The 20,072-nt window shown below is 74.5% G+C and carries 18 protein-coding genes and 1 pseudogene; 11 read left to right on the forward strand and 8 right to left on the reverse strand.

The annotated features are described in order from the left end of the window. The first annotated feature begins 168 nt into the window (after positions 1-168). From Sspor_RS38035 to Sspor_RS38060, 6 genes are all read left to right on the forward strand, one after another. Positions 169-558, forward strand: coding sequence for a GntR family transcriptional regulator (locus Sspor_RS38035; RefSeq protein WP_202203185.1), 390 nt, complete (start codon positions 169-171; stop codon positions 556-558). After that, on the forward strand, positions 555-1,442 hold the full coding sequence (locus tag Sspor_RS38040) for an ATP-binding cassette domain-containing protein (RefSeq protein WP_202203186.1): 888 nt from the start codon (positions 555-557) through the stop codon (positions 1,440-1,442). Before Sspor_RS38035 ends, Sspor_RS38040 begins: the two co-directional genes overlap by 4 nt. Next, positions 1,439-2,371, forward strand: a complete 933-nt coding sequence (locus Sspor_RS38045) for an ABC-2 membrane transporter-related protein (RefSeq protein WP_202203187.1) — start codon at positions 1,439-1,441, stop codon at positions 2,369-2,371. Before Sspor_RS38040 ends, Sspor_RS38045 begins: the two co-directional genes overlap by 4 nt. A gap of 35 nt (positions 2,372-2,406) precedes the next feature. Continuing rightward, the gene (locus Sspor_RS38050; protein WP_202203188.1) at positions 2,407-3,732 is read left to right on the forward strand and encodes an MFS transporter; all 1,326 of its coding nucleotides are present in this window, start codon (positions 2,407-2,409) and stop codon (positions 3,730-3,732) included. 5 nt (positions 3,733-3,737) lie between these two features. Continuing rightward, a complete protein-coding gene (locus Sspor_RS38055) occupies positions 3,738-4,997 on the forward strand; it encodes an anhydro-N-acetylmuramic acid kinase (RefSeq protein WP_202204103.1) in 1,260 nt (419 codons plus the stop codon). A 107-nt stretch (positions 4,998-5,104) separates the two neighbouring features. Continuing rightward, positions 5,105-6,064, forward strand: coding sequence for a nucleoside hydrolase (locus Sspor_RS38060; RefSeq protein WP_202203189.1), 960 nt, complete (start codon positions 5,105-5,107; stop codon positions 6,062-6,064). A gap of 12 nt (positions 6,065-6,076) precedes the next feature. Here the strand turns inward: Sspor_RS38060 and Sspor_RS38065 are convergent, their stop codons facing one another. Further along, positions 6,077-7,567: a hypothetical protein gene (locus tag Sspor_RS38065; protein ID WP_202203190.1), complete on the reverse strand. Its 1,491-nt coding sequence runs from the start codon at positions 7,565-7,567 to the stop codon at positions 6,077-6,079. 85 nt (positions 7,568-7,652) lie between these two features. Between Sspor_RS38065 and Sspor_RS38070 the strand changes: the two genes are divergently transcribed. Both Sspor_RS38070 and Sspor_RS38075 read left to right on the forward strand, forming a co-directional pair. Beyond that, positions 7,653-8,417, forward strand: a complete 765-nt coding sequence (locus Sspor_RS38070; RefSeq protein WP_202203191.1) for an SDR family NAD(P)-dependent oxidoreductase — start codon at positions 7,653-7,655, stop codon at positions 8,415-8,417. A 27-nt stretch (positions 8,418-8,444) separates the two neighbouring features. Next, positions 8,445-8,816 (forward strand): MerR family transcriptional regulator, encoded by a 372-nt coding sequence (locus Sspor_RS38075; protein ID WP_202203192.1) that lies wholly within the window; start codon positions 8,445-8,447, stop codon positions 8,814-8,816. A 103-nt stretch (positions 8,817-8,919) separates the two neighbouring features. On the opposite strand, the gene Sspor_RS38080 is transcribed toward Sspor_RS38075, so the two are convergent. After that, positions 8,920-9,699, reverse strand: coding sequence for a hypothetical protein (locus Sspor_RS38080; protein ID WP_202203193.1), 780 nt, complete (start codon positions 9,697-9,699; stop codon positions 8,920-8,922). A gap of 310 nt (positions 9,700-10,009) precedes the next feature. On the opposite strand from Sspor_RS38080, the gene Sspor_RS38085 reads away from it, so the two are divergent. Then, a complete protein-coding gene (locus Sspor_RS38085; protein WP_202203194.1) occupies positions 10,010-10,195 on the forward strand; it encodes a hypothetical protein in 186 nt (61 codons plus the stop codon). Positions 10,196-10,262: 67 nt separating this feature from the next. On the opposite strand, the gene Sspor_RS38090 is transcribed toward Sspor_RS38085, so the two are convergent. Further along, positions 10,263-10,625 carry a hypothetical protein gene (locus Sspor_RS38090; protein WP_202203195.1) on the reverse strand — a complete coding sequence of 121 codons (363 nt, stop codon included), beginning with the start codon at positions 10,623-10,625 and terminating at the stop codon, positions 10,263-10,265. Positions 10,626-10,904: 279 nt separating this feature from the next. Here Sspor_RS38090 and Sspor_RS38095 point away from each other — a divergent pair, with 279 nt between their 5' ends. Together Sspor_RS38095 and Sspor_RS40885 are read left to right on the forward strand one after the other, a co-directional pair. Continuing rightward, positions 10,905-11,630, forward strand: a complete 726-nt coding sequence (locus Sspor_RS38095) for a ferritin-like domain-containing protein (RefSeq protein WP_372499560.1) — start codon at positions 10,905-10,907, stop codon at positions 11,628-11,630. 236 nt (positions 11,631-11,866) lie between these two features. Beyond that, a pseudogene (locus tag Sspor_RS40885) lies at positions 11,867-12,013 on the forward strand (NAD(P)H-dependent oxidoreductase); the annotation flags it as partial. 24 nt (positions 12,014-12,037) lie between these two features. Here the strand turns inward: Sspor_RS40885 and Sspor_RS38100 are convergent. The 5 genes from Sspor_RS38100 to Sspor_RS38115 are packed head-to-tail and all read right to left on the reverse strand — an operon-like array spanning position 12,038 to position 20,070. Next, positions 12,038-12,772, reverse strand: a complete 735-nt coding sequence (locus Sspor_RS38100) for a formyltransferase family protein (protein ID WP_202203197.1) — start codon at positions 12,770-12,772, stop codon at positions 12,038-12,040. After that, a complete protein-coding gene (locus tag Sspor_RS38105; protein WP_202203198.1) occupies positions 12,769-16,023 on the reverse strand; it encodes a non-ribosomal peptide synthetase in 3,255 nt (1,084 codons plus the stop codon). Before Sspor_RS38105 ends, Sspor_RS38100 begins: the two co-directional genes overlap by 4 nt. Further along, positions 16,020-17,156 (reverse strand): NAD-dependent epimerase/dehydratase family protein, encoded by a 1,137-nt coding sequence (locus Sspor_RS38110; protein ID WP_237404210.1) that lies wholly within the window; start codon positions 17,154-17,156, stop codon positions 16,020-16,022. Before Sspor_RS38110 ends, Sspor_RS38105 begins: the two co-directional genes overlap by 4 nt. Next, positions 17,141-19,210 (reverse strand): fatty acid CoA ligase family protein, encoded by a 2,070-nt coding sequence (locus Sspor_RS40890; protein ID WP_237404211.1) that lies wholly within the window; start codon positions 19,208-19,210, stop codon positions 17,141-17,143. The genes Sspor_RS38110 and Sspor_RS40890 overlap by 16 nt, the downstream gene beginning before the upstream one ends. 5 nt (positions 19,211-19,215) lie before the next feature. Then, a complete protein-coding gene (locus Sspor_RS38115) occupies positions 19,216-20,070 on the reverse strand; it encodes a beta-ketoacyl-[acyl-carrier-protein] synthase family protein (RefSeq protein WP_202203200.1) in 855 nt (284 codons plus the stop codon). Between the last annotated feature and the right edge of the window lie 2 nt (positions 20,071-20,072).

Below are 20,072 nucleotides of genomic sequence, written 5' to 3' on the forward strand. Positions count from 1 at the left end.
TCGTCCCCCCTGGCGAAGATCATCAAGTGTGCCGAGTCTGCTGGAGCCGCGGGGCGTGCGTCAAGACGCCACGGGTGCGTCATCACCCTTGATTTCGGTGCGAGTTGACAGCAGCGCCACTCCTGCACCACCCTTTCACTACTTACCTAGTGAAAGGGTGGTGTTGGCGTGCTGGAGTACCGCATCGACCGGCGCAGCGGCATCGCCACGTACGTCCAGATCGTCCAGCAGACCAAACGGGCCCTACGCCTCGGCCTGCTGGAGCCGGGCGACAAGCTGCCGACGGCGCGCGAGGTCGTGGAGGCCACCGCCATCAACCCGAACACCGTCCTCAAGGCCTACCGCGAACTGGAACGCGAAGGCCTCGTCGAGGCGAAGCGCGGGCTGGGCACCTTCATCCAGAAGTCCCTGGGCAGCACCCCGGCCGACTCTCCGCTGCGCGGCGAACTCGCCGACTGGGCCCGGCGGGCCCAGGACGCCGGTCTGGAACGCGACGACGTGGCCGCGCTCTTCACATCCGTACTGGAACAACTCTTCGAGGGGGACGACGAAACATGACGGAAACCGTGATAGAGGCGGAGGGCCTCGGGCTGCGCCACGGACGCCGGGGAGGCTGGGCGCTGCGCGACTGCACCTTCCGCCTCCCCGAGGGCCGGGTGTGCGCGGTCGTCGGCCCCAACGGCGCCGGGAAGTCCTCTCTGCTCGCCCTTGCCGCCGGCCTCCTGCTCCCCACGGAGGGCACCCTGCGGACGGCGCCGCGCGAGACACTCGCGTACGTCGGGCAGGACAAGCCGCTCTACCCGCAGCTCACCATCGGCGAGACCCTGCGGATGGGCCGCGAGCTCAACCCGGAGCGCTGGGACGCCACGACGGCGCAGCGGATCGTCGAGGCCGGGGGGCTCGACCCGCGCACCAAGGTCCGTACCCTCTCCGGCGGGCAGCGCACCCGCGTGGCGCTGGCTCTGGCCCTCGGAAAGCGACCCGTCCTGATGCTCCTCGACGAGCCGATGGCCGACCTCGACCCGCTCGCCCGGCTTGAGCTCATGGGCGCCCTGATGGCCGATGCCGCCGAGAACGGCACCTCCGTGGTGATGTCCTCGCACATCCTCACCGAGCTGGAGGGCGCCTGCGACCACCTCCTCCTCGTCGACCGCGGCCGGATCCGCCTGTGCGGCCCCATCGACGAGGTCGGCGCGGCCCACCGGCTGCTCACCGGCCCCGTCGCCGCCGCCACCCAGCTCGCCGCCCACACCGTCGTCGAGTCCCGTACGACGGGCCGCCAGCTCACCGCCCTGGTGCGGCCGACGGGGCCGGTCGACAGCCGGGTCTGGCAGCCCGAGAACCCGACCCTGGAGGAAATCCTGCTCGCCCACCTGCGTTCCCCCGATGCCCCGTCCTTCACCACCGGGGACTCCCTCACCACGACAGGAGTGCGGGCATGAGCGGCCTGGCGCTGAAGGGCCCGTACTGGGTCGCCGCCCGTCAGCACCGGCGCGCACTGTGGGGGGTGCCCGCCGTCGTGGCCGCCGGTCTCGTCGCCGTGGTCGCCCTGCGTTCCTGGGCCGAGGGCCCGAACTCGGGCGGGGCGGGCGGGCCGGTCCCGAACGACGGCTACCAGATGCTGCGCCTCTGCATGGAGTACGCCGGTACGTGCCTGCTGTTCCTGCCGTTACTGGTGGGGGCCTTCGTCGCGGGTCCGGTGACGGCCCGCGAGCTGGAGAGCGGCACCTGGCGGCTCGCCCTCACGCAGTCGACCACCCCGAAGACCTGGCTCGGCTCGAAGGTCGCGGTGGCGGCAGCCGTGTCGGTGCTGGGCGGGGCCGCCCTCGCCGGGGTCTACCGCCTCGGCTGGGCACGGGTGACCGGCAGCTACCAGCTCCACTGGGCGGACCGCGGGGTGTACGAAGCCTCCGGCCCGGTGCTCGTCGCCTACTGCCTGCTCGGCGTCGCCCTCGGCGTGCTCGTCGGCCAGCTGGTCCGCCGCACCCTGGCCGCCATGGCGCTCACCGGGATGCTCACCGGCCTGGTGATGCTGGGCCTCGGCGCACTGCGGTGGTCGCTGCTCCCCGTGGAGACGGCCACGATGCCGGTGCGGGGGAACCTCTTCGAGGTGCTGCCGTCCTCCGCCCTGATGACGGACACCGGGCTGCTCACCTCCACGGGTGAGCGCCTGCCCGAGTACGCCTGCTTCGAACGGACCCACCACCTGAGCACCTGCCCGTCGGACATGGACGTCACGGGCTGGTACGTGGAGTTCCACCCGGCCTCGCACTACTGGCCGACGCAGCTCCTGGAGAGCTCGCTGGTCCTGGCCCTGGCAGGTGCCGCGCTTTTCTTCGCCTTCCGGCTCGTGGGCGCCCGGCGCGCCTGAGCCGTCGGCGGCCCCGCGGTCAGCACGCTTGGGGCATGACCACACCCGCCGCCAGTCCGGTCCGGCCTGCGTCGAAGGCCCGGCCGGACGACGCGCGCCGGGCGCTGGTGGCGGGATCTGTCGGCAACTTCATCGAGTGGTACGAGTTCGGGATCTACGGCTACTTCGCCACCGTCATCGCGGCGCAGTTCTTCACGCCGGAGGGCGGCAGCGAGGCGGAGGGGCTCGTCAAGGCGTACGCGTCGTTCGCCTTGGCGTTCTTCTTCCGGCCGGTCGGGGCCGCGGTGTTCGGGCGGTTCGGTGACCGGGTGGGCCGGCGGCCCGCGCTCGTCCTGGTCGTCTGTCTGATGACCGGCGCCACGGCGGCGATCGGCGCGCTGCCGACGTACGCCACGATCGGCGCCGCCGCGCCATGGCTCCTGACACTCCTGCGGATCCTGCAAGGGCTGTCGGCGGGCGGGGAGTTCGGCGGAGCGGTCTCGGTCATGACGGAATGCGCCCCGCCGGGCCGCCGGGGCCTGTACGGGGCCTGGCAGTCGTTCACGGTCGCGCTCGGCCTGCTCGCCGGAGCCGCGGTGGCGGTGGTCCTGGCGAGCGTCCTGACCACGTCGCAGCTGCACGGGTGGGGCTGGCGGGTGCCGTTCCTGCTGACCCTCCCCCTGGGGCTCGTCGCGCTGCGGCTGCGGTTGCGGCTGCCCCCGGACGAGCCGCCCCCGCCCGCCCCGCCCGTCCTCGCGCCTCCCGCCCCCGGGCCGCGGACGCGCGCGGGGGAGACGGTACGGGCCGTGGTCCTGGGCGTCGGGCGGATGATGGGCTGGTCGGCCGCCGGCTACACGTTCCTCGTCGTCCTGCCCTCCTACCTGCAGAGCACGCTCGGTACCACCTTCCGCCAGGCCCTGCTCGGCACGGTCCTGGCGAACCTGGGATTCGCCGCGTCGATCCTGCCCGCCGGCCGGCTGAGCGACCGGATCGGGCGGCGGACGGTGATGGTGACGGGCGCCCTGCTGGTGGCCGTGCTCGCGCTCCCGCTGCTGCACCTGGTGCAGGATCCCGGCAGACCGGCGTACGTGAAGGGAGCGGCGCTGTTCGCCGCGGGCGTCTGCGTCGGCCTGATGGCGGGGCCGGGGCCCGCGATGCTGGCCGAGATGTTCCCGGCCAGGGTGCGCTGCACCGGGCTCGGCCTGGCGTACGCGCTGTCCAACGCCGTGTTCTCGGGCTGCGCGGGACTGATCATCACCGAGGTGGTCGGGCGGACCGGGAACGTCGACGTCCCCGGGTACTACGCCGCGGTGACCTGCGCGGTGAGCCTCGCCGCCCTGCTGACCCTGCGCGGCGACGACCACGAGCGGGCACTGCGGTGAGCGCCCTGCGCGTGGTCGGGCTGATGTCCGGCACCTCGTACGACGCGATCGACGCGGCCGCCGCCGACCTCTCCCTCGACGGCGACACACTGGTGCTCACGCCCCTGGGAATGATCAGCACGGCCTACGACGACGACCTGCGGGCGGAGTTGGCCAGGACCCTGCCGCCCGGCCGGACGGACCTGGCCGCGGTGTGCCGGCTCGACACCGGCATCGGACGGGCCTTCGCCGCCGCGGCGGTGCGAGCGGACGAGGAGCTGTGCGGCGGACGGGCCGACCTGGTGGCGTCGCACGGGCAGACCGTCTACCACTGGGCCGAGGACGGCCGGGTGAACGGGACGCTCCAGATCGGCGAGGCGGCCTGGATCGCCGAGGCGACCGGCCGGCCCGTCGTCTCCGGCTTCCGTACCCGCGACGTGGCGGCCGGGGGACAGGGCGCGCCCCTCGTCAGCATCGTCGACGTGATGTGGCTACGGGGGCGGCCCGGGGTGCCGGTCGCACTCAACCTGGGCGGGATCGGGAACGTGACGGTCGTGCCCGGCGGGGCGGAGGGCACCGCGGGCGAACCGCTGGCCTTCGACACCGGCCCCGCCAACGCGCTGATCGACGCGGCGGTGCGCGCCCTGGCCGGCCGCGACGCCTCGGGCGAGGCGTACGCGATGGACGCGGGCGGAGCGCTCGCCGCGCGGGGCGTGGTCCACCCGCCGCTGCTGCGCAGGCTGCTGGACGACCCGTACTACGCCCGCCCCGCACCGAAGACGACGGGCAAGGAACTGTTCCACCTGCCCTATCTGCGCTCCGCGCTGGCCTCGTCCGGACCGCTGCCCGCCGAGGACGTCGTGGCCACCCTGACCCGGCTCACGGCCCGGACCGTCGCCGAAGCGATCCGGCCCTTCGGGGCGACCGAGGTGATCGCGTCGGGCGGCGGGACCCGCAACCCGGTCCTGATGGACTGGCTGCGGGAGGAACTGGACGGGTCATGCGGGTCTGCCGGGTCTGCCGGGTCCGTCGGGTGCGTGGTGCGGTCCTCGGACGAACTCGGGCTGCCCGCGGGCGCGAAGGAGGCGTACGCCTTCGCCGTCCTGGGCTGGCTCACGGCGCACGGTCTGCCCGGCACCGTCCCTTCGTGCACCGGCGCCCGGCACGCGAGCGTCCTCGGCTCGATCACGCCCGGCGGTCCCGGACTGCGCCTGCCGCGGCCGCCGGCGACGGCACCGGTCCGGCTGACCGTCGCCGAGCCCGCCGCGAGGTGCCGTACCCGGTGACGCGGAGCGCGGTCGACCGACCGCGCGTGCTTCGGGCGAGGCGGTGTGGTCACGGCACCGGCACGGGCGCACACTGGTGCTCCCTGTCCCGCGGAGCCAGGAGTGACGTGCCCGTCCCGATCATCATCGACTGCGACCCCGGACATGACGACGCCCTCGCGATCATGCTGGCCGCCGGGGACCCGGCGGTGGACCTGCTGGGCATCACCACCGTCGCGGGCAACCAGACCCTCGACAAGACCACGCTCAACGCCCGCCGGGTCTGCACGGTCGCCGGGATCACGGACGTCCCCGTCGCGGCCGGTTGCGACCGGCCGCTCGTCCAGCCGCTCGACGTGGCGGCCGAAGTGCACGGGCCCACCGGACTGGACGGGCCGATGTTCCCGGATCCCACGGTGGACGTGGTCCCCGAACACGCCGTGGACCTCATCCACCGGTTGCTCGCCGAGCATCCCGAGCCGGTCACCCTCGTCCCGACCGCGCCGCTGACGAACATCGCCCTGCTGCTGACGCGGTACCCGCGGGACGCCTCCCGGATCCGCGAGATCGTCCTGATGGGCGGCTCGACCGAGCGCGGCAACCGGACCCCTGCCGCCGAGTTCAACATCCTCACCGATCCGGAGGCCGCCGACATCGTCTTCCGCTCAGGGGTACCGATCACCATGTGCGGGCTCAACGTCACCCACCAGGCACTGGCGACCCCCGAAGTGGTGGCCCGGTTCGTGGCCCTGGGCACACCCCTCGGGCGAACCTGCGCGGAACTGCTGACCTACTTCGGGTCCACCTACCGCGCGCTGTTCGGGTTCTCCAGCCCGCCGCTGCACGACCCCGTGGCGGTGGCCCGGGTCATCGATCCCCGGCTGGTGCACTGTGTGGACGCCGCGGTCGCCGTGGAGTTGCGGGGCCGGTACACGCGCGGCGCCACCGTGGTGGACCTGCACCACTCCACGGGCCGCCCGGTCAACGCGAGCGTGGCCGTGACCCTGGAGACCGGCCCGTTCTGGGACCGGATGGTCGGCGCCGTCGAGGCTCTCGGCGCGCGTGCCCACGGGCCGACGCCCACCTGACACCGGGCCCGGTCAGCGCGGCAGGCCGACGGCGTCCAGCAGCGCGTGCAGGCGTACGGCCGGCAACCCCGGGTTCGCCGCGGCGCCTTCGGCCGTCGCCGGGTCCTGGAGCAGTCTCTCCAGGGCGTCTCCGGAGAACAGCGGGTTGGACGCCGCCGCCCGGCGGACGCGCGGGTCCGGGTCCGTCAGCAGTTCGACCGGGGCCCGCCCGGTCGGATCGGCGGCCGCCAGCGCCCGGACCTCCGGGTCCTCGTGCCCGAGCAGGTGGGCCAGGCCGGTCCGCGGCAGCCGGGACTGCACGAGCAGGTGGGGGCGTTGCCGGGGGCGGGCCACGAATGCCGCGAGGACGGTCTCGGCCGGGGCCAGGGGGTGGCAGGAGGCCAGCCGGTGGCGCACGCTCTCGTCCGGGTCCTCCGCCAGCCGTGCCACCAGGTCGGAGGGGAGTGCGGCGCACGTGGCGGCCGCCCGGCGCAGCGCCACCTCCTCGGACACCGCGCACGCCCGGTACCAGTCCAGGTCCGGCTCCTCGTACGGCTCCAGGATCGGGCAGGTGCAGTCGTTCTCGCCTTCGCCCATCTCGTGGTCGACGGCCAGGCACTGCGCCCGGGTGCGGGGCAGCGGCTGTACCCGGGCACGGGTGCGGACCCGCTCGTCGGGGTCCTCGGCGAGCTCCGCCCACAGCGCGGGATCGAGGTCGGCCCGCTGGGCGACGCGTTCGCGGACCTGGGGGTCCGCGTCACGGGCGAGCCGGGCGAGGGCGTCGCGGGGGGTGTACGGGTTGCCGGCGATGGACCACCGGCACTGCGGATCGGCCAGGGACGCCTCGACGACCGCGTCCGACAGCGCGTGGTTGTTGAGGATCACCCACCGGGCGTGGCCGCGTTCCGGGAGGTCCGCCTCCATGGCCGCGGGGTCCGCGCTCCGTACGTAGTGCCCGGCGGATGCCCGGACGTCCGGGTGCGGGTCGGTCAGCAGGGCCTCCCGCTGCGCCGGGGTGAGCCAGGACCACAACCCCGTCGTGAGGGACCGCAGTGCGGGATGCTCGTGCCCGAGCATCCTGTACCGGAAGGCGAGGGTCACCTGGAAGGAGCCCAGCAGCTCCCACACGATCTCCGAGGCGGTCAGCAGCTGGGGATCATCGTCCTCGGCGGTCAGCAGGGCGATGAGGACGTCGTCGGGCAGCGGTGCGGGTTGGCGTGGGCGCGGGTGGGGACCTGAGGCGAGTTGCGCGCGGACCAGATCGTGGGGGTCCGCGACCAGCCGGCCGCGCTGGGCCGGCGGGACGTGGGGGTTGCGGGCGAAGGACCGGCGGACCCTGAACTCGGGGTGCGCGACCACCGCGTCCATGACCTCCTGGGGCAGGCCGCGTTCCTCGCAGAGGATCCGCCGTGCTTCCGCGACGGCCGGGTCCAGCAGCCGCAGCAGAACGCCGGCCGGGGCGCCCGGGTTGGCCGCGACCCCGCGTGACCACAGTTCCGCGAGAGCGGAGGAGGAGAGTGACATCCGGCCATCCTGTCAGCGTCTCCGGCGAGGTTCCCGAGCCGGGTGTTTGACCTTGCCACTGGCGGCAGGGTTGAACGATGTCGGCATGGACCACGACGCCGAACGGCACAGCAGCAGGATCGTCCTCGTCACCGGGGCCGGCACCGGGATCGGCCGGGCCACCGCCCGCGCCTTCGCGGCCGAGGGAGCCCACGTGATCGCGGTCGGACGCCGGCCCGAACCACTGGGCGAGACCGCCGCGTCCGACCGGGCCCGGATCACGCCGCTGGTCGCCGACATCACGGCCGAGGGCGAGCCCGAGCGGATCGTCCGGAGGGTGCGGGAGACGTACGGGCGGCTGGACGTACTGGTCAACAACGCGGGCATCGTACGGAGCGGCGCCCTCGGCGCCCTCACGCCGGAGACGATCGCGCCTCAGATCGCCACCAACCTGGTCGCCCCCATCCTGCTGGCGCAAGCCGCGCTGCCCGCGCTGGAGGGCACCAAAGGGCTGATCGTCAATGTCAGCACCTCCGTGGGCCAGCGGGCCTGGCCGGGCAGCTCGGTCTATGCCGCGACCAAGGCCGCGCTGGAACTGCTGACCCGGAGCTGGGCGGTGGAACTGGCACCCCGGGGGGTCCGGGTGGTGGCGGTCGCCCCGGGCGCGGTCGAAACCCCGATCGGCGAGCACCAGGGCCTGACGCCCGAGCAGGTGGGAGCGGTGCGCGCGTGGCAGCTGGCGCACACCCCGTTGGGCCGGATCGGCCGGCCGGAGGAAGTCGCCTGGGCAATCACCCAGCTTGCCGCGCCCGGCGCGTCGTTCGTGACCGGCGTGGTACTCCCGGTCGACGGCGGGGCTGTTGTGGCGTGATAGGAGTGGCCACCGGAGGTGGCACAGATGCGGATAGGCGAGCTGGCGAAGGCGACCATGACGACGGCCCGTGCGTTGCGGCACTACGAACAGGCGGGACTGATCTCCTCGGAGCGGGCCCCCAACGGCTATCGGGTCTACGACGAGCGGGCGGTCGTGCGCGTCCGTAACATCCGCTGTCTGCTGGTCGCCGGGCTCACCCTGGACGACGTGCGTGTGTTCGCCCCGTGTCTGGACGGGAACGTGGCGGCGGCGACGCCCTCCGCGACGGGCCTACGCGTCGCGATGGAACGGCTCGCGGTCCTCGACGAGCGCATCGCCGCCCAGACCGAGGCCCGCGACCGGCTGGCCGCCTCCCTGCGGCAGGTGGCCGGTGACCCCGTTCGGCCGACCGTCTGACGGTCACCTCCACCACCGCACCGGATCGGAAGGGCGAAGGCCTGCGACGCCGAACGGGGCCGCGCTGCCCTTCCCGGGCGCCGGCCCCGCCGCGGGGTGTGCGTCAGCGGTCGCGGTCCCAGCGCAGGGCGGCGAACGTGGCGGGGAACGCGATCAGGGCCCAGATGGCCACCGCCATGCCCGCGGCCGTCCACGCGTCCCACATCGTGAGGGAGAAGAACGACACGGCCAGCGGTACGACCACGATGGGCAGGGCTTTCGCCAGGCCGAAGCCGACCCGGGGCGTGACGGGACGGCCGGTGGCGTGGCAGCGGGCCCGGCGCGCACTGCCGAAGGCGGCGATGAAGACCAGCCCCGTCGTCCAGACCGCGATCAGCGTGAGTCCGACATACATGGTGGCCTCGTCGGGCAGCCCGGGGAGCGTCTCCGTCACTCCGTCCTGGCGCACGGAGACCTGGACGTTGCGCCAGGTGGTGACCTCCACCTCTTCGCCGGGCTCGACGAGTTGCGCCAGATCGCCGTTCGATGTGAGGTCGAACGGCTGGTCCGCGGGGGCCGGGACGGGGGCCCGCAGCGTGATCCGGAAGACGTCCGCGCCCCTGGAACCGCTCTTGGCGTCCTGCGCGGAGCGGACGGTGGCACGGATCGTGCGCAGGCAGTCCTCCTCCGTCCCCGGCACCTCCCGCGCTCCGGCGCACGGCTGAGCCCTCAGGAACGCCTCCTCGTCGGCGATCTGTCCCGTGATCAGGCTGCCCACCGCAGCCGAGAGTGCGAGCAGTACCAGCCCCAGCAGTGCCCAGGCCCCCGAGAGCAGCCATTCGCGCCGGGCCCGGCCCCGGGCCTGCTCGGCCTGCTCAGCCTGCTCCGTGATGTCCGCGGTCATATCCGTCCTCCCCCTCCGCAGTGGGTCCGTCGACCCACTTCCCCCGCCCCGCCCGAACCCCCGTTCGGCGGCAGCGCTGCATCGAGTATGGCTCCCTCGGATCACCGTGGCGCACCTGGGCCGGTGAGGTGAACGAGGACGCCGGATGGCGGCGGGGCGGGGTGGCAGCGGTGGCAGTTCGCCGGGGCGGACCGGAGGCTCGTTCCCGGAGACCAGCGCGAGGAAAGGGCCGCAGCCAATGCCGCATGCCAAGGAGGAGGGCGTCGCCACGCGCCCGATCGGTACGGTGGATCAGCCTAGGAGCCGAGCCGTGCACCTGCGTACCGCGATCACGCGGACCAATCTGCTACCGGCGTTCCTGGTGCTCACGGTCATGATGGTGGCTCTGTGGCTGACGGGTATGCCGTTCCTTCAGGCCCTGACGATCTCCACCGCGGTGAAGATCTCGGTGGCTCTGCTCGAACTGCGTCGGCTGCCCGGCCCTGCCGACAACTGACCCGAACCCCGCCACCCCCTGCCCCCGTTGGGCGCCTCTGCCCTCGGAGATCGCCCGGAGCCGGGCGTCAGGCGGACCGGCGGCGCAGGGCCGGGCGGACCACGTACAGGACGACGAGCAGCACGATCACGACGAGCAGGATGATCAAGAGCTTCTTGAACAGCCCGCTCTTCTTCTTGCTCTTGCCCTTCTTCTTCCCGGTGACGGCCCGGGCCTGGGACGACATCGGTGTGTGGACACCGGTCGCCACGCCCGCGCTGGCGAGGAGACCGCTGTGCGGGAGCGCCGCCGCGGCAGGGGCCTGGCGGGCGGCCGGAGCGGCCGCCGAGGCGGTCGTCGCAGGGCCGAGCAGCAGCCCGGCGACCACGAAGAGCGGGATGAGTGCCGCCGCGACCATCGGGCGCTTCTTCGGAATGCTGTTCGTTGTCACTGTCTCCCCTGTTCTTCCCTGCCCCGGCCGGGTCCGGTGGGTTCCGGACGGCCGGGGCGCGGCCTGGGAGCATCGTCGACGAGTTCGACCGCCGCGGCAAGGACGTGGGCGGCGCGAGGTCACGTCGACGGCCGCCGACGCCCGCCGAACTTCCGGCAGCGGACGCGGTATCGCCGGTCCGCTTCCTTCTGTTACGCGGTCATGACATTCCCTCACTTTTGAACGCGATCAACAATTGCTAGATTCTTGAACGTGATCAAAATTGAGTACGGTGCATGGGTGCGTGAGTTCGAGGCCGAGCGGGAGCGCAGGGCGGCGCTGGGTGACCCCGCCTGGGGGAAGGGTGCGCAGCTGCCGGCCGAGATCGTCCGCAGCATCCAGAAGTTCCAGGTCGGCGAGGACGGCGACGGCTCCGCGCTCTCCGGGAAGGCCGACCTCGCGGGCGATCCCGTCTACTCCGAGGCGGTCCGGCTCTTCATCGCGGAGGAGCAGAACCACGCGCGGATGCTGAAGCTGCTGCTGGAGGCCGGCGGGGCCGGCACCCTCGACGGGCACTGGAGCGACGCCGCCTTCGTCCGGGTCCGGCGGCTGCTCGGACTGCGGGTGGAGCTGCTCGTTCTGATGATCGCCGAGGTGGTGGCCCTGGCGTACTACCAGGCCCTGCGCGACGGCGTCACCGACCCGCTGGCCTCGGAGGTCGCGGGCCGGATCCTGGCGGACGAGGAACGGCACGTCCCCTTCCACTGCCTGCGCCTGCGGGAGGGGCTCGCCGGTCTGCCCCGGCCCGCCCGCCGGGCGGTGACCGCCGGGTGGCGCGGACTGCTGGGCGGTGCCGCCGCCCTCGTCGCGGTGGACCACGGTCCGGCTCTGCGGGCCCTCGGGGTGAGCCGCGGGGCGTTCGTCGCGCGAACCCTGCGCTCCTCCGGGTGGATGGCCCGCGCGATGTCCGGCGGCCCGCTTCCGGCGTCGGCGGAGCGGGGCGCAGGGGTCGGCGCGGGAGTGTGACCGACCCGGTGGGAGGCTGCGATCCGTCCGCCTGTTCCGTCCGCCGATTCCGGTCGCCCGCTCCGGACGGGCCGGACGTCACATCGAGGCGCCCCGGGAGGGAACGGCTGCGGAACGCCGCGGCCCGCGCTCGGCGGCGTCATCCGTAGCCAGGCCCGCGAGCAGGCGCAGGCCGTCCTCGGCCGGACTGCCGGGGGAGCGGACAACACGATCAACTCCATGCCCGATTCACCCGGCAGCAGCGCCTGCTCACCCTGGAGTCGACCGAGCCGATCGCGTACCGGCGGCAGAACTTCGGTGACTACGAGATCCCCTCCCTGCACCTGAAGGAGGGACTGGAGTCCGCCGGCCGCACGGGTTTCGGGCTGCACCGGCGGGGCTGAGCGGAGCCCGAGACCCGCCGCACGTCACCCGTGCCGCGAGCCGCCGCCCGGCTGCGCGGCCCCCGGCTCCGGTGCGGAGGACGGCCGGAGCAGCGCCCGGGTGAGCTCCGGCGCATGGGCGGCGAACGGGCCGAGGTCGGTGGCGCGAGGGTAGGCGGGGTGGTCGCGGTAGGTGTCGAGCCGGTCCAGGGCGCGCAGGCCGTAGTACGCGGACGGCTCCGCCGTCACAGCGCGTACGGGGTGGGCGCTTCCGGCGGCGACCGCCGGGAGGATCCGCTCGAACAGGGCCTGGCAGGCGCGGATGCCGCGGAGCATGACCTGGTGGTAGCGGTCCTCGGGCCCGATGGGGAAGCGGTGTTCGGCCAGGACCGGACCGGTGTCGATCCCGGCGTCGACCTCGTGCGCGGTGGCGCCGTACTCGGTGTCGCCGTGCAGCAGGGCGAACAGGACGGCCACGGAGGGCAGTCCGCGATGCCGCGGCAGCAGTCCGTTGTGGATGTTGAGGATGCGCGGGCCGTCGGCCCGGAGCAGGGGTTCCCGGAAGATCTGTTTGTTGTTGAGGGACCAGACGATGCCGTCGGTGCAGGCCCGGGTCAGCGTGCCGGCGTGGGCGTTGACGTCCGCCGCCGCGAGGTGGGGCGCGCCGGCGGCCACGGCGTCCAGCGGGTCGGCGGAGCAGACCAGGTCGACCGGGTGGCCGAGGCCGGCCGCGTGGGTGACGGCACGACGGAGCAGGGCTCCCTCTCCGACGAAGATCATGCGGACACCTCCTCGCGGGCGGCGGCCAGGTGCTCGCAGACCTGCGCGAGCGTCAGGTCGCGTACGAGGCAGTCGAGACGGCCCGTGAACCGCTGGGCCTGATCGGGGGTCAGCAGCTCGGAGGAGACGGCGGTGAGCATCTCGACGAGGGCGAGGGAATCGCCGCCGAGGGCGTGGAAGTCGGAGTCCGCCGACAGCAGCGCGCCGTCGACGCCGAGGATCTCCGCCCAGTGGTGCCGGACCCGCGCTTCCGAAGTGACGGGTGCGGGCGCGTGTACGGGCGCGGGTGCGACCGGAGGGGAAGGGGCGAACGGGTCGGGGAAGGCGTCCAGATCGGCCTTGCCGCTGACCGTGCTGGGCATGGAGTCGATCACGACGACATGGGCGGGGACGAGGTGGGCGGGGAGCGTCCGGGTGAGCTCGGTCCGCAGGGCGCGGCCCAGGTCCTCGCCCGCCGCGGGACCACCGGCGTGCGGCAGTACGTACGCGCAGAGCACGGTCGCCGTGGAGTGCGGGCGGTGGCGGGGCACGACGACGGCGCGGTGGACGGCCGCGTGGGCTTCGAGGGCGGCGACGACCTCGGCGGGGTCCACGCGGTGCCCGGCGATCTTCACCTGCTCGTCGATGCGCCCGGCGAACTCGACGGTCCCGTCGGCCAGTCGGCGGCCGAGGTCACCGGTCCGGTAGGCGCGGACGCCGTCGGGGCCGGTGCTGAAGGGCGAGGGCGAAGGACCGGCGCCGGACGTACCGAGGTAGCCGCGGGCGACCTGGACCCCGCGGACGACGATCTCGCCGGTGCGGCCGGTGTCGCCCGGTCCGCAGCCGATGCTCTCGCCGTTCTCGGCGACGAGGTCGACCCGGGCGTACGGGCCGGGTCGGCCGATCGGGACGGTGGCGCCGTCCTCACCGCCGGCCACGGTGTGGGCGAGTACGGCGACGGTCGCCTCGGTGGGCCCGTACGCGTTGACCACCTGGCAATCGGACCCGAAAGCGGTGTGCGCGGACCGTACGGCGGTGGGGGTGAGGGCTTCGCCGCCCAGCAGCAGGGTGCGCAGGCCGTGCGCGGGGCCGCTGCCCGGGGTGCCGAGGAGAGCGAGGTGGGAGGGCGTGAGCGCGAGGGTGTCCGCGCGGTGTTCGGTGACGAGCCCGCGCAGGGCGGCGGGCGAGGACGCGCCGGGGGAGAGGACGGTCGTACCACCCGCCAGCAGCGGCAGGAAGAGCGGGAAGCACGAGATGTCGAAGGCGTAGGAGGAGGTGAAGCCGAAGCGTGTGCGGCCGGTGACCCGGCAGACGCCGGTCATCCAGCGGACGAACCCCATGAGGCTCCCGTGCTCGATCTGCACGCCCTTGGGGCGGCCGGTGGAGCCGGAGGTGTGGATGACGTACGCGAGGTCCGCGGGCCGCACATCGGCCGCTGCGCAGGATCCGTCGACAGGTCCGTCGACAGGTCCGTCGACAGGTCCGTCGAGCAGGTCCTCGACGGCGATCAGGGTGCCCGGTACGAAGGGGGCGAGGCCGTCGGCCAGGTGTCGTCGGGTCAGGCAGAGAGCGGTGCCGGAGCTCCGGAGGATCTCCCGGATCCGTGCGCCGGGATGGCCGGGGTCCAGTGGTACCCAGGCGGCGCCCGCCTTGAGGATGCCCCACAGGGCGCACACCCCGGCGGGCGTGCGGTCGACGACCAGTCCCACCAGGTCCTCGCGTCCGATGCCGCGCCGTCGGAGTCCGGCCGCGACGGCGTCGGAGCGCCGGTCGAGTTCGGCGTACGTGACCACGCCCTCGGGCCCGTCGAGCGCGGGCGCGTCGGGGTTGCGGGCGGCCTGGGCGCGGAAGGCGTCCACGACGGTGAGCCCGGGCACCAAGGGGTCGGGGTCGTCGGCCGGGGCCGGGACCGCCGGGGCCGGGACCGCCGGAGCCGGGACGGCCCGAGCCGGGCGCTCTGCCCGTGGAGCGGCGGGGCCCGTGGCCACGGCGTCCGCTCCGGCCGGGCGGACCCCCGCGGCCGTGTCCTCGGCTTCGAGCCCGGCCAGGACCGTGTCCAGCAACTCCGCCGCGCGGGCGGCGAGGTCAGGGCCCCCGCCGCGGACGCCGAGCGTGATCTCGGTCGCGCTGCCGCTCTCGGCGGCGACCAGGGAGAGCGGGACCAGCGGGGCGTGCACCGGCAGCGCGTAGGCCGTGGCCGCCGTGAAGCCGCCGCCGGAGAATTCGGCCACGTTCAGGCGCCCGAGATGGGAGACGACGGCCGAAGCGAGATGACGGTCGGTACGGGACGCCACGGCCTGGGCGGTCCGCAGCAGCGCCGCGGTCACCGGCAGCGGCAGCGGTGCGAGGGCCGTCTCGAACCCGGCGGCGAGCTCGCGGTGCCCGGCCAGGGCGGTCAGCAGCCGGGTGTGCACGGCCGTCCAGTCCTCGCCGGGGCGCAGGTCCAGGAACAGCGGCAGGCTCAGGTTGCCCGTGGCCGCGATCCCGGGGCGGTGCCGGCGCAGGTCGACGGGGACCATGACCCGGGTGTCGAGCCGTGCGGCGTCGGTCAGGGCCTGGGCGAGGCGGGCGGTGAGCGCGGGACGGCGGCCCGGCAGCGTGCGGCGCAGCCACAGCGTCCGCAGCGGACGGCGGCGGCCGCCGCCGTCCGGGCCGAGCGGGGAGCGCCGGGGAGGCGCCGGTGCGGGCCGCGGCCCGGTGCTGCCGAGCCGGCGCAGCAGCCCGGCGTCGGTGTCCGTGTCGAGGGCGGGCCGGGCGGACTCGCCGCGCAGGGCCCGGAAGACCTCCCGTACCCAGGTCAGGGCGCCGTGACCGTCCATGACGGCGTGCGAGGCGCTGAAGACGACGGTGGTGCTCGCCGTCCCGGCCGCGCCGGGCACGATCAGCACCTCGCAGCCCGGCGGCTCGGTGCGCCGCGACGGCCCGGGCGGCAGCTCGAACGTCCCGGGCGCCGAGTCGGCGTACGCGCCCGGGCGCGGCACCTCGTACCGCACCGGCGGTGGCGGCCCCGCGGCGGTCCACACCGCCCCGACGCGCACGAGCCGTGACCCCGGGCAGGACTCGGCGGCCCGTGCGAGGGCCGCCCGGAGGTCCTCGGGGTCGGGTACGCCGTCGCCTTCGACGACGATGCGCAGGGCCATGGCCCCGCGGGCGTCCCCGGCGCCGAGGTAGAGGCGTTCGGTGGGGGACACCGGACGCCGGTAGCGGGCGCCTGCCGGGGCCGCGGCGTCTGCGGCGGCACGGGCACCGGCATCGACCGGTTGGGATGTCATGACTTCCTGTTCCCTCGTTCGGTGTGGTCGGGTGCGGGGCGGGCCGACGCGGCGGCGCCGGTCGAGGTGGCCGGGCCGGCGGTCCAGGCGGCGACGCCGCCCGCCTCCGTCACCCACTCCCGCAGCGCCCGCACGCCGTCGGCCCGGGTGCGCGGAGCCGCGTAGCCGAGGTCGTGGCGGGCGGCGGTGGTGTCGTAGGTCGCGGACCGGGTCAGCAGGGCCATCATGTAGCGGCTCAGGGGCGGAGTCGTTTCCGTGCCGCCGTCCGTGGACCGGTGGCGCAGCCGCCAGCCCGTCTCGACCGCCGCGGCCAGCCCGCGGCCGAGGACGAGCGGGATGCGCGGGGCAGGGGGCGGGCAGTCGAAGAGCGCTCCGACCCCGGCCAGGAACGGCCACAGGTCGGTCTCCTCGCGGTCCACGACGAAGTAGGCTTTGCCGCCGACCCGTTCGGCAGGGGCCGACACGGCCCGCAGGCAGGCGTCCACCGCGTTGTCGACGTGGCAGAGCGAGACCAGGACCCGTTTGCCGCCCGACAGGTCGGGCAGGCGGCCCGCCCGCATGGCGTCGACCATGCGCGGCAGGAACCCGGCGTAGTCGCGCGGCCCCCAGATGCCGCGCGGACGTATGGCGCAGGTGGTGAACTCCGGACCGTCGACCGACCGTACGTACTGTTCGGCGATCGCCTTCGTCTCGCAGTAGTGGTTGAACCACCGCTCCGGGAACGGGGTGCTCTCGTCGATGCCGAGACGGTCGCCCTCCCGTACCCGCATCAGCGCGCTCGGGCTGGAGACGAACACGAACCGCCGCGCCCCCGCCGACCGCGCCGCCGCCAGCAGCCGCTCGGTTCCGGTGACGTTGGCGGTCTCGAACTGCGCGCGGCTGCCGTGGTCCACGACCCGTGCCGCGCTGTGCAGCACCGCCTCGCAGCCTTCGGCCGCCCGCGCGAGCGAACCGCCGTCGGCGAGGTCGCCGGTGACGACCTCGACGCCCGGGAGGGCGGCCAGTCGTACGGCGTCACCGCCGGGGCGCACCAGGGCGCGGACCTGATGTCCCTGGCGCAGGGCGCCGTCGACCAGGTGCCCGCCCAGGAATCCGGATGCTCCGGTGACCAGGATCTTCACCGTGCCCGCCACCAGGTCGCGCCGTAGAGCATGGTCCGCCAGACCACCGAGGCGGTGCCGTGTCCGGCCTCCCGGCCGCGCGGCAGCGCGAGCGGGATCTGCGCGGCGTGCACGCCGATGCTGAGGAAGGCGTCGGCCCACCACAGCCACCGCAGCACCGGGACGTCGGGGACTTCCCCGGCCGCGGCCCACACCGCTCCGCCGACGAGGTACGCCCATCCGGCGAGCGGAACGATCCGGACCGCCCGCCGGCCCGGGGACGACGCGGTCCGGGCCTGCTGCCGTTCGGCCCAGCGGGCCAGCTCCTCGCGGCCGATCTTGGCGTTGTGCCGGATGTCCACGGGGAAGCCGGGGTGGCGCAGGAACTCCTGGAGGCCGGTGGTCGGGGCGTGGGCCCCGGCCATCGTGCGCAGTTCGGCGACCAGCTGCGTCCACGTCCCCTCGCCGAGCGGCGCCCCGTCCGGCCCGGGCTCGGTCTCCACGCAGACGACGGGCCGTTGCGCGCCGGCCGGACCGACGCCGACCAGGGCGGTGCGCCGGACCAGCGGGTGGGCGTTGAAGACCCCCTCGCAGCGCACGGTGTACAGGTCCTGCCGGCCGGTACGGACCCGCTGCGCGGCGCGCCCGGCGAACCACAGGCGTCCTTCGGCGTCGAGGTGGCCGAGGTCGCCGGTCCGGTGCCAGACGCGGGGCGCTTCGCCGCCGGGCCGGTCCTCGGTCGCCTTGTGCGCGGCGTCGGACCGGGGTGCGCGGTGGTAGCGCCGGCTGACGGAGTCGCCCTGGACCAGGATCTCGCCGACGTGCCCGGCCGGGAGGCCGGTCGCGGGGTCGAAGCGGGCGAGGGGGCCGTCGGTGACGGGGGCGATGCCCACCCGGGTGCCGGGGACGGGCCGGCCGACGCAGGTGCCTTCACCCGCGGCGGCACCGGCTGCCGTACCGCCGACCGCGGTACCGGTCCCGGCGCGCTCGGGACCGGCGTCGGTTTCGTCGTCGCCCAGGATCTCGGACGCCTCGATCGAGGTGATCGGCAGTACCTCCGTCGCCCCGTACGTCACATGGATCCGCGCCTTCTCGTCGAGCACGCCCCGCAGCGCGGACACGACCGCGTCGGGCACCGGGGCCCCGCCGGAGACGACGCAGCGCAGGTCGGGCAGCGGGTGGCGGCCGCGGGCGGGGCCGGTGAGGTGCCCGGCCAGGTTCCGCAGCAGGGCGGGGGAGGCGAACATCGTGGTGACGCGGAAACGTTCCAGCGCGTCCACGAGCAGCACCGGGTCCGCCTGGGCGACCCGGGCGGGCGCCAGCGGCGCGAGGACCAGGGTGGATCCGTAGACCAGGTCGAGCACCCCGTAGAAGGGCAGGGTGACCAGCGAGACGTCGTCGCGGGTGCGGCCGTGGACGGCCTCTATCTGGCGGGCGATGGACAGCGCCATGCGGTGGGTGTACTCGACTCCCTTGGCGGGGCCCGTGCTTCCGGTGGTGAAGCCGATCATCAGCAGGTCGTCGTCCCCGGCGGCCGGCGCGTCCGCGTCCGCGGTCCTCCCGGTCGCGGGGGTGGCGCGCAGCGCGGCCAGGGTGTGGCCGCGGCCGAGCCGGCGCCGCCCCAGGGTGACGGGCACGCGTACCCCGGCGAAGGTACGGCGGCCGAGGACGCGCACCAGCTGGGCGAGGGGCGGCCCGATGAACGCCTCGGCGCCCACGGCCCGGTAGCAGTGCAGCATGCGCCGTACGCCCATGCCGGGATCCACGACGACGGGCACGGCCCCGACCCGGAACAGCGCGAAGCAGAGGGCGAACAGCTCCGGCCCGGGTGGGGCCATCAGCACCGTTCTGGTGCCCCGGGTGATTCCGGCGCGCCGGAATCCGCGGGCCAGGTCCTCGACGGACCGCTGCAACTCGCCGTAGGTGAGGGTGTCGTAGCCGCCGGAGCCGCGGCCGTCGGGGTGGATGACGGCCGGCTTGTCGGGGAAGGCACGGGCGTTGAGCTCCAGCCACCCGGCCACGCCGCCCGTGACGGTGGCCGGTCGCTCCACGTCGTCCAGGCCGCCGGTGAACCCTGTCCGCGGCACGGTGCTCACCGTCCCTCGGGCCGGTAGAGCGCGCAGGCCGCGCTGGGGCCGGCGCCGACCGACACGAAGAGGAACTGGTCGCAGGCGTCGCTTCGTACGTCCTCCAGCGCCCGGAGGTAGCCGAGCACCGGCGCCGCGGTGTGCGGCTCCCCCCGGCCCCCGGCGTCGTCGACGGCCGTGGACGGGCCGATCACCAGCGTCCGGTCGAGGTCGATGCCGAACTCCTGCGCGTAGTCGGCGGCGGCACGCGCCGCGCGTTCGCCCAGCCGCTCCGCGTGGCCCGGCTCGCGCCGGACGGTGATCGTGGTCCGCCCGTGCCGGCCCATGGTGCCGGTGTCGAGGTAGCCCTCGACATCGGTGGGCCGGTCGGCGGTGTAGTGGCGCACCGGCCCGAACCCGGCGCAGGGGTCGGCGCTGCGCTCCAGCAGGAGGGCGCCGGCCAGGTCCGCGTACGGGTAGTCGGCGTCGAGGCGCGCGTCGCCGCCGGGGTGGACGTCGGCGGCCGTGATGAGCAGCCGCTCGGTGCTTCCCGTGTCCAGCAGTGCCTGGCCCACCTGGACGGCGTTGAGCACGCCGCAGGCGCCGTTCATCAGGTCGAAGGAGAAGCCGGCGGCCGGTTCGGGGTCGGCGATGTAGTCGAGGTTGATGCCGACCTCCTTCTGGATCAGGGCCGCCATGGCCGGTTCGAAGGTGTTGTGCTCCCGGTAGACGCCGACGTTGATGAGGGTGCCGATGGAGGAAGCCGGCACCCGGGCCCGGGCCAGGGCGCCGCGGGCCGCCCGGCCCGCGAGGTCCACGACCGAGGCGGGTGCGGACGGGTCGGGGAGGACGGTGGCGGCTGCGGTGATGACCATGCCCATGG

It is taken from the genome of Streptomyces spororaveus, assembly GCF_016755875.1.
In the GTDB taxonomy this organism is placed as follows: Bacteria; Actinomycetota; Actinomycetes; order Streptomycetales; family Streptomycetaceae; genus Streptomyces; species Streptomyces spororaveus.